At 76.1% G+C, this 5,965-nt stretch carries 4 protein-coding genes; 1 reads left to right on the forward strand and 3 read right to left on the reverse strand.

Going from position 1 to position 5,965, the window contains the following annotated elements; genetic code table 11:
- Positions 1-190: 190 nt before the first annotated feature.
- The 3 genes from ABZW03_RS36020 to ABZW03_RS36030 form a co-directional block, all read right to left on the reverse strand.
- Positions 191-2,419, reverse strand: coding sequence for an RICIN domain-containing protein (locus ABZW03_RS36020; RefSeq protein WP_355268214.1), 2,229 nt, complete (start codon positions 2,417-2,419; stop codon positions 191-193).
- A gap of 411 nt (positions 2,420-2,830) precedes the next feature.
- Positions 2,831-3,295, reverse strand: coding sequence for a hypothetical protein (locus ABZW03_RS36025; RefSeq protein WP_355268217.1), 465 nt, complete (start codon positions 3,293-3,295; stop codon positions 2,831-2,833).
- A gap of 52 nt (positions 3,296-3,347) precedes the next feature.
- Positions 3,348-4,112: a sigma 54 modulation/S30EA ribosomal C-terminal domain-containing protein gene (locus tag ABZW03_RS36030; RefSeq protein WP_355268220.1), complete on the reverse strand. Its 765-nt coding sequence runs from the start codon at positions 4,110-4,112 to the stop codon at positions 3,348-3,350.
- A 342-nt stretch (positions 4,113-4,454) separates the two neighbouring features.
- Between ABZW03_RS36030 and ABZW03_RS36035 the strand changes: the two genes are divergently transcribed.
- Positions 4,455-5,965, forward strand: a 1,511-nt coding sequence (locus ABZW03_RS36035) for a cytochrome P450 (protein ID WP_355268223.1), incomplete at its 3' end; no start/stop codon positions are given.

A 5,965-nucleotide genomic window follows, 5' to 3' on the forward strand; every position in this document is an offset into this window, starting at 1 on the left:
GCCGCCGCTGGGAGGGCGGCGCCCGTCCCCGGCGCGACGGACCATCGGGCCTGCGGGCCCTGGGGCCCGCGGGCGTCGGCGGCTCGGGTCGAGGGTCGGGGTCGGGGGTCGAGGGTCGGGGTCGAGGGTCGACCCGCGTACGGGCCGACCGGTTTTACGGACTCACAGGAACAGCCTTACCCCGAACAGCTCACGAGCTCTTCACCAACGACCAGTTCTGGTAAGAAGCACCGTTCGGCCGCTGCAGCTCCAGCAGTCGGCCGCCGTAGTACCACCGCTCGCCGATCCCGAGCACCAGCCCGCCGTCCGCCGTGAGGGTCAACCCGCCGTCGGCAGCGGCGAGTTGCCACTTCTGCGCGGCCGCGTCGGAGCACGGCCGCTGGGCGACGTACTGGCCCGGGACCGCCGCGCCGCCGAGCTGCAGGCACTTGTCGGAGCGCGCGGACCTGATCCGCACGGCGCCGTCGCCGGCGTCCTCGAAGCGCCACTTCTGGTTGGCGTAGCCGGTGCGCTGGTAGGCGATCGCCACCGTGCCGTCGTTCAGCGAGCTGCCCCACAGGTCGGCGGCCTGGCCGGTGAGGCCGTTGACCAGGGTGTAGCGCGCGTCCGGCTGCGGACGCCCGCCGTCCGCGGCGGTGCGGAAGGTGACGGGCTCGCCCGGCCGGCCCGGCGCCCCGGCGGCGTCGCGGACGGCGACGGCCACGGTGTACGAGGTGGCGGGCGCGAGCCGGACCAGGCCGACCACGGTGGTCCGGACGGTGCCGATCACCTGGCCGTTCAGCAGGACGTCGTACCCGGCCGCGGCGGGTGCGGCGGACCAGCTCAGGACGGCGGAATTCGGCGTGATCTGGCTGATGGCCACCACGGGGCCGCCGTTCCCCCGGGTCGGGGTCGCGGTCGGCGACGGGGTGCCGGTCGGCGTGGCGGTGGGGCCGCCGGTGGGCGTCGGGGAGGCCGTGGGCGTACGGGTCGGCGTGGCCGTGCCGCCCGGGGTGGGCGTCGGGCTCGGCCCGGTGCCGCCGCCGTTCCCGCCGCCGTTCCCGCCGCCGTTCCCGCCGCCGTTCCCGCCGCCGCTGCCCGCGATGAGGAAGCGGTTGCTCGCGACGTTCCAATGGGTGGCCAGGTAACTGCCGGGCGCGGGCGCGGTGTTGTAGTAGTCGTCGTGGCGGCAGTCCAGCCGTTCGTCCTGGGCGCGGTCCGGGCAGACCGTGCGCATCTGCGGGTAGTCGGGGGCGTCCGAGTAGCACATCACGTCCCACTCGTCGGTGCAGTGCCCGGCCTTGCTGGAGTTGGGCGCGCTGTTGTTCACCGCGCCCAGGTTGTGGCCGAGTTCGTGCGCGGCGGTGCTGCCGCCCCAGCAGCCGGCGTCGGTCCGGCCGTACGAGGGACCGAAGTTGCTGAGGTTGTCCTGCCCGGGGCGCTCGTCGCCGGCGAAGGTGCCGATGCCGCAGTACACCTTGGCGTCGGTGAACATCATGTACTTGCGGTCCTTGCGGTTGAACCCCTGCGCGGCCAGGGCGCGGTTGCCCGCGTTGAAGTCCTGGATCTCGGCGTCGGCGATCTGCACGTTCAACACCGAGGCGGTGCAGTCGGGTTCGGTGACGAAGCGGACGTGCCGCTCCCCGCCGGTCTCGGCGGCGCTGGCGTCGTAGATGACGTCGACGTCGGCGGCCCACTTCTTGAACGAGGCGAGGTACTGGGCGTAGCGGTCGTTGCCCGGGGTGTGCACGTAGACCACCTGGACCCGGTTGCCGGCGCTGCCGTCGCCCTCGCAGGCCAGCTTCGTTCCGGCGGGCGCGGTCGGCGCGGGATCGGCGGCCGCGCTGCTGGTGCCGTCGAGCAGGGCCCGCTGGGCGACGTCGAGGACGGGCGGGGCCCCCTTCAACAGGTCGGCGGCGGCGGGCGCCTGGGCATCGGCGGCGGGGGTGAGCACGGGCACCCCGCCGGCCGGGGCCGCGACCGGCGGCACGTCCCGGCGGATGTCCACGCCCTTGGGCGGCACGTCCGGCCCGTGGCTGCACTGGGTACTGCCGGTGACCTCCAGGGTCCCGCCGCAGCGGTCGCCGCTCGGCAGGCTCAACCCCGTGTAGACCAGCCCGCGTTCGGGCTGGTCCTTGGGTATCGCGGTGAGCGGGGCGGCCTTCTCGTCCCGCTTCGGGGCGGGCGCCCGGGTGGCCCCCTCGGCGGTGCCGGTCTCCTCCGACCCGTCGTCCTCGACCGGCCCGGCCGGCGGGCCGGGGTGGCCGGCCGCGGTGCCCGCGGCCGTGGCGGCGCCGTGCACGGCGGCCGGCTCCAGCGCGGTGCGGATGCCGAGCGTCCCCGCCATCAGCCCGGCCGCCACCGCCGCGGCGACCAGGGCGCTCCTGCGGGTGAGCTTGCGGCGCCTGCGCCGACGGAGGCCGCTGCTCCGGTGTCCCATCGCGTTCCTCTCCTCGCGCGACGGCCCGGCCCCTGTGGTGGAGGGGGCTCGGGCCTTCCGACACTCCGGAGAGCGGGAGGGGTGGCCGGGAATAACAGAAACCTCTTGCGAAATTCACCCGGCAGTTCGACCGGGCGGCGGCCGAGGAGCGCCGACGAGGAGTCCCGCACACACCGGCGGAACGACCCCGGGCAGGGCGGAGCCGGGGAGCGCACTCGGGGGATGTGCGCTCCCCGGCAGCGGGTGGTGGCGGCCACCGGGCCGGAGTCCCGGGGCAGGTGACTCCGTCGGCCGAGACGGAATGCTAGACCTGCCGACGGGCACTGACCAGTGCCCCGACCAGGAGATTTTCCGCCCCGGACATGCCATCGCCGCCAGGATTATGACGGACCGTCAGATGACGCCAGAGGCTCAGGCCGCGACCTTCACCGGTTGCGCCCCGAAGCCCGCCGGGCCCACCGGGCCCACGCCGGCCGGCACCACCGCCACCGCGCCGCAGCCCCCGTGCATCCGCGCCAGCCCGGCCGCCAGGGCGACCCGGTCCCCGGACAGCCAGAGCCGCAGGGCCGTCGAGAGCGCGGCGCTGGCCGGCCCGGCCGCGGGACCGCCGGTCCGCGCGAGCCGCTCGCCGAGCAGCGGCAGCAGGTCCGCGACCGGGGCGGGCAGCCAGAGGGTGAGCGCGAACGGCGCCGGTCTGGCCAGAACGCGCAGCAGCGGCAGCACGCAGGCGTCGTCGTGCAGCACGGGGATGACCTCCAGCAGCCCGTCCACCGCCACCTCGGAGACGTCGCCGCCGTGCCCGCGCGCGAGTTCGCGCAGCAGCGCGCGCTCGGCTGCGGTGATCCGGACGGTCAGCATGACCTCGTCGCAGTCCATGGTCCCGGCCCCTGTCGTGGAGAGTTCGTGGTGTGGTCGTCGCGTCGCGGTGTCAGTCCTGTGCCGACAGGGTTCCTGCCCCGATCCGGCCGTCCGACACCGGCGCCATCAGGCCGTAGTGGCCGTCGAACCGGCGGTAGAGCACCCGCGCCCGGTGGTCGCCCGGGTCGGTCCAGCCGACGAACGGGCGCCCGGTGAGCCAGAGCCGACGGGCCGCCTCGGCGAGGTCGAGCGGCGGCAGCGCGCCGGTGCCCGCGGCGCACAACTCCACCGTGCCGCCCGGCGAGCAGCGGTGGACCAGGCTGTCCCGGCCGGTCGCCGCGTCCGCGAAGAGGTGGAACCGCCGGTCGAGGGCGAGCAGTTCGCGCACGGCCTGCTCGGGGGTGCGGCGGGCGGGCACGACCGCCTTGTGCCGGGCGATCCGCCGCTGGGCGAGCGGACGGTCGGCGAACTGCGGGCGGTAGGCGCTCTCGTACGCGGCGGCGAACCCGATGTCGCCCTGCTCGCGCAGCCGGACGGCCCGGCCGGCCAGCGTGCCGAGCACCAGGTCGACGGACTCCCGCGCGGTACCGGTGGCCAGCTGCACCCGGACCGGCCCGACGCCCGCCAGCTCGACGTCCGCCTGGGCCAGCGCGGGCCGGGTCACCGACCGGTTCCGCGAGCGGGTCAGCCGCAGTCGCAGCGCGTGGGCGTCGGGGCCGAGCGCCGCGGCCGTGTCCAGCGCGCGGGCCCGGGCGTACTCGGCCTCCTCGCGCGGCAGCTCGCCGCGGATCTCCACCCGGACGTCGAGGGCCGGCCGGTGGCGCAGACGGGTCATCAGGTTCCTCCTTCTTCGCATCCATGCTGGCCCTCGCACGCCCGTGCGGCGAGGGTCCAAAGACCCTGCCCCGCGGACCGTCCGCGGAGCGCCCGCGCGGACGCATCCGTGCAGGTCAACACGGGGGTTCGAGCACTCACGAAAGGGTCGATCCACTCGGCCGTTCGAGTGATCCCCGCACATTCGGCGCAACGCTCGGGAAACCGGCGCGTTTGCCCAACGTGCGCCCTCCCGCCGGGGGCGCGCGCGGGGCCCGCGCTGGGCGGCCCCCGCCCTGCCGGCCGGCCCGCCGCTGCCACCCCGGCATCGCCCGCACCGGCCACTCTGGTGAGAGGTAGTGTCATGTCCCTGCTGACCGAGACGCGGAAGCTGATCGTCCCCCCGAGAACCTCCCCCGGCCCGTCCCCGCTGGCCCGCGCCGCCGTCCCGCCGCTGGCCCCCGGAGCCCTGCCCGGCCTCGGGCACGCCGGCGCCCTGCTGCGCGACCCGCTCGGCTTCCTCGGTTCGCTCTCCCGCCACGGCGGGGTGGTCCGCATCCGGCTCGGACCGCGCACCGTCTGCGTGGTCACCGACGCCCGGCTGGTCCACACCCTGCTCGTCGCGCTGGCCCACGACTGCCCGCGCGGCGCCGTCCAGGACACCCTCAAGACGGCCTTCGGCGACGGCCTGCTGATGTCCGAGGGGCAGGCCCACCGCGACCGCCGCCGGATCATCCAGCCGGCCTTCGGCCCGGACCGGATGGCCGAGTACCTCGCCGTGATGCAGCAGGTCACCGAGGAGCGGGCCGGGCGCTGGCGCCCCGGCCAGGTCCTCGACGTGGCCAAGGAGATGAACCACCTGGCGCTGGAGATCGTCACCCGCACCCTGTTCGACGCCCGGCTCAGCGAGGACGCCACCGTCGCCTTCCACCGGGCCCTGCCGGACCTGGTGAAGGGCCAGATCGTCCAGTCCCTCTACCCGAACCCGGCGCTCGCCCGGCTGCCGCTGCCCGTCAACCGGCGGTTCGACGACGCCGTGCGGGTGCTCAACCGGGTGGTCGACCAGGCCGTCAACGGCCGGGCCGCGGGCGCGGGCGCCGGGGCGGCGCGGCGCACCCTGCCCGCCCTGCTGCGCGCCGCGACCGACCCGGCCACCGGGTGCCCGCTCACGGAGGCCGACGTGCGGTCCGAGGCGATCACCATGTTCGGCGCGGGCACCGAGACGGTCTCCACCACGCTGACCTGGCTGCTGGACGAGCTGCTGCGCCACCCCGAGGTGGAGGCCCGGATCCTCGCCGAGCTGGACGAGCACCTGCCCGCGGGCGGCGCCCCGACCCCCGAGGCGCTGGCCCGGCTCACGTACACCCGCAGCGTCACCCAGGAGGTGGTGCGGCTGCACGCGCCGAACGCCTTCCTGATGCGCACCGCCCAGGTGCCGGTCGAGCTCGGCCCGTACCGCGTCCCGGCCGGCACCGAGCTGCTGTACAGCCTCACCGCGCTGCACCGCGACCCGGTGCGCTACCCGGAGCCGCTGAGCTTCCGGCCCGAGCGCTGGCAGGACGGCGGCGGCACCGGGCGCCCCTCCTTCCTGCCGTTCGGGGCGGGCAAGCACAAGTGCATCGGCGAGGCCTTCGCCTGGGCGGAGCTGACCGTCGCGGCCGCGGCGATCCTGCGCCGCTGGCGGCCGGTGGCGGTGCCGGGCGCCCGGGCCCGCGAGGTGGTGTGGACGACGGTCCAGGCGCAGGGCCTGCGGGTGCGGCTCGCGCCGCGCGGTGCGCGCTCCCCCCGCGGGGGCGGCGCGGCGGCCTCCCGCGAGGGCGATTCCGCCTCCTCACCGGGAGCCACAGCAGCCTCCGCGCCCGGTGAGGCGTCTCC

Source organism: Kitasatospora sp. NPDC004799 (genome assembly GCF_040609095.1).
In the GTDB taxonomy this organism is placed as follows: Bacteria; Actinomycetota; Actinomycetes; order Streptomycetales; family Streptomycetaceae; genus Kitasatospora.

Excerpts from the sequence above, each read along its gene's own strand:
- ABZW03_RS36020 (WP_355268214.1), bottom strand. The coding sequence starts at position 2,419 with ATGGGACACCGGAGCAGCGGCCTCCGTCGGCGCAGGCGCCGCAAGCTC.
- ABZW03_RS36025 (WP_355268217.1), bottom strand. The coding sequence starts at position 3,295 with ATGGACTGCGACGAGGTCATGCTGACCGTCCGGATCACCGCAGCCGAG.
- ABZW03_RS36030 (WP_355268220.1), bottom strand. The coding sequence starts at position 4,112 with ATGACCCGTCTGCGCCACCGGCCGGCCCTCGACGTCCGGGTGGAGATC.